Origin of the sequence: Pseudovibrio sp. W64 (assembly GCF_001623145.1) — a bacterium.
Classification (GTDB): Bacteria; Pseudomonadota; Alphaproteobacteria; order Rhizobiales; family Stappiaceae; genus Pseudovibrio.
Map to the genome: position 1 here is coordinate 273,398 of NZ_LMCI01000047.1, position 3,781 is coordinate 277,178.

General features: G+C 49.6%; 1 protein-coding gene. It reads left to right on the forward strand.

Going from position 1 to position 3,781, the window contains the following annotated elements:
- Nucleotides 1-640 precede the first annotated feature (640 nt).
- A partial coding sequence (locus tag PsW64_RS26975; protein WP_193757872.1) for an autotransporter-associated beta strand repeat-containing protein occupies nt 641-3,781 on the forward strand: 3,141 nt, incomplete at its 3' end.

Sequence of the window (3,781 nt, forward strand, 5' to 3'; positions counted from 1 at the left end):
TAAACAACTTTGCCTTTCCTGTATGAAATTGGAAACCAGTTGAGTTAACAATTACCTTCGCCTCTGCGATGCAGCGAATGCTCAGTTTGTCTGTTGTGTTGCAGCTCGCAGACAATGTGATCCGAGGCAACTAATCACATCTGCAGTTAAGGTGAGTTTGGCCTTTCTGAGAGATATCGACGACTCGATGAAAAAATCAGGCTGTTTGCAATCTGAGGATTGCGTGAATTTTACCGTTGGCTGCGTTAGCACTCATATCTGAGCAACTTCAACTCGCTCAAGGGCTAGACACTTCACTATTTCATAGTCCATCTTGCTTAGATATACCTAATAATGGCCGAAATATGAAACCTTGTACCTTGAGTATATGCAAGATGAATTCAGTTTTATATTTGTAATATTTTATCACTTAGTATTCACACGTCATGACAAATTTTAATTTACTGTTAATTTATTTAAAGAAGATACTGTTTTGTAGATATTTTATTTACATCTCCCTTAAAGTAATAGCAGATGAATCATAGCCAATGGACAGTAAATAGTGACTCTGCGCTTTCAACGGTCGGTTTTAGTTCTAGGATTATTTTTATGGGCTTGTCCTGACGCATATGCGCAGGCTGTGATTGATGATGATAATCCCTTGGGCCCAAACCAAACGGTTGGCGGACCTGGTTCCACACATGGAGATACTTGGAATGTTGGCGGCACGCTCGTCGTTGGTGACAACGGAGCTGGCACGTTAACTGTTCAACAAGGCGGAGACTTAACCAGTGATGTAAGCACGTTAGGTACGAATGGCTCATCAGGAACGGTGACAGTTACTGGCAGTGGTTCTACATGGACTGCAGATGGTAATCTTCGTGTTGGGCGTGGAGGGACGGGTATCTTCAATATTGAAGATGGAGCTACTGTTGCTAGTACTCAGGGCCGTGTTGGGGTGCTTGGGTCTCAAGGTACAACGACGATTACCGGAACTGGATCTTCATGGACCATTGATAGCGATTTGATTGTTGGAAATGGCGGAACGGGCGATCTGATTGTCGAACAAGGTGGAGCTCTTATTACAGGTGAAAGCTCCGTTGGCGAAAACAATGGCGGTAGTGGCACTGGAGTTGTTACTATTCGAGATGCAGGTTCAACTTGGGATCTGAGTGATCGTTTGCGTGTTGGTATAGCTGGTACTGGTACTGTCAATGTTGAAAATGGCGCTAGCGTTACAAGTACAGATGGACAGCTTGGCGTTTCTAACAATTTAGGTACAGTGAATGTAACTGGAGCAGGATCAACCTGGAATGTTTCTGATGAGCTTGTAGTTGGAGCAACTGGAGCTGCTGGTGGCAACTTGAATATCTCTGATGGTGGTTCGGTTACCTCGCAAGACTCTATTGTTTCTGAATTTGCAAGCAGTAATGGAGCGGTGACAATCTCTGGTTCGGATTCAATCTGGACTGTTTCAGGAAACATAATCATTGGCCGACAAGAAGATGCAACCATTACCGTTTCCGATGGTGGGACGCTTGATACGCGTGCGAACAACACGATGGGTCTCTTCAATGGTACGGGCTCAGTTGTTGTTACGGGCACGGGCTCGAACTGGACGGCTGCAACCAATATTGTGGCAGGTCGTTCAGCTCGCGCGACCATCACACTCTCTGATGGTGGTGTTTTAGAGATTACTGGCGGAAATCGCAGATTGGTACTTGGTCAAGAAGCTGGGGCTCGTGGAACATTAAATATTGGTTCCGCGACCGGTGAGGCGGCAACAGCAGCTGGTACGTTCATTGGCAATCAAGTGCGCCTGACAGCTAATCGTGATGTGATCGTCTTTAATCATACGAGTACAGATTACACATTTGATGCTGGGCTCTTTGGAGACGGCGATGTTCTCATTGAGAGCGGCACAACCACATTGACAGGGAACAACAGCTCTTACTCAGGAACCAACACGATCACAGGTGGGACGCTTCGCGTTACAGATATTGATCAACTGGATGATAGCTCTACTGTACTTAATGGTGGGAGGTTTTTATATGCTGACACAGCAAATGGCTCAACCTCTGCACTAACGATTGGGAGTAGCGGCGGAACGATTGAGGTCTCGGAGAGCTCTGCCACTTTTACAGTTTCAAGCGAGTTGACAGGAACAGGCAGCCTTAGCAAAGACGGGGCCGGCGTTCTTCGTTTGACCGGCATGAATGATTATAGCGGTGGCACGACCATAACTGATGGAAGTGTGCAGGTTGATGATATCAACAGTTTGGGAACAGGCACGACGACACTTGATGGCGGAACGCTGAGCTACAGCGGAACAACAAGTGCCACATATTCAAATCTTGTCTTAAGTGCTGCAGGCGGCGCCTTGGAAGTTACTGAGAGTTCTGGGACACTTGAGGTTAGCAGCGATCTTTCGGGAACAGGGATCCTAACCAAGCAGGGCAGCGGGACATTGGTTCTCTCTGGGACGAACAGCTACAGCGGTGGGACTGTTATTTCAGCGGGAGTACTGCAAGTTGATGACCTGAACCGTCTTGGCACGGGATCTACTACCCTCAATGGTGGGTCTCTCAATTACACAGGTACAAGCGCTGTCACCCTCGCCGATTTGGTTTTAGGTCCCGCTGACAATACGCTTGATGTCAGCAACAGCGCAGCGAGTATTACGGTTTCGAGTGACCTTTCGGGCACGGGCAGCTTAACCAAGAGCGGAGCCGGTACTCTCATCCTCACCGGTACCAACACCTATAGCGGCGGAACAACAGTTTCATCGGGAACGCTGCAAGGCGATAGCTTAAACATTCAGGGAGACATGTCTGTCGCCAATGGGGCTACTGTGGCCTTTACTCAAGCGACAAACGGAACCTATAGCGGAGACCTTTCCGGCTCTGGTGCACTAACGAAGACCGGATCTGGTATATTGACCTTATCAGGTAACAACTCCAGCTACTCCGGTATTATCTCCGTTAATGGCGGTGGGTTGTCGATCTTGGCTGCCAATCAGCTGGGTACAGGGACCACTACACTCAATGGCACCTCCCTTAGCTATACAGCAAGCACCAATGCCACCTTATCGACTGTGGCTTTGGGGACAGGTGCCAGCACGTTCGATGTGACTAGTGCCGCAGGTGCTCTGACGCTTTCCGGCAACTTGGCCGGTGCAGGCAGCCTGATCAAGACCGGAGCAGGCACTCTTGTCCTATCCGGCACCAACACCTTTAGCGGCGGGGCGACCGTTTCTGTGGGAACTTTGCAGGTCTCTCAGGTCTCTCAGCTGGGCACGGGAACCACCACACTGGACGGAGCCACGCTGGCTTTTAGCGGAACTGGAACGCAAAGCTATAACGCGCTGACCGTTGGAGCTTCCGGGGGTACGGTAGAGGTGCAAAACGTTAACAGGACGTTGCAGCTTACGAACACTGTAACCAGCACAGGAGCCTTCACCAAGACGGGCAGCGGATCGCTTGTGTTCAATAGCAGTAGCAACTCATTTGGAGCGGGCCTGACAGTTCAGCAAGGAATGTTGCTGATTGGCGATGCGACAGACTTTAACACTGCATCTGTTCAAGCAGGTTTTACAATTGCCTCTGGAGGACGTCTGGGCGGGCATGGAACTGCAAGTGGCAGTGTGACACTGGACGGCGGCGTTATCGCCCCCGGCGCTTCGTTCGGCATAATCACGCTCGGAAGTCTGGACGCGACAGGCACTGGTGGTACGCTGGAAATGGAGTTTGGCTCTGATCCTGTATCTGGAATGGCAAACGCGGATCAGATCCAGATCCTCGCA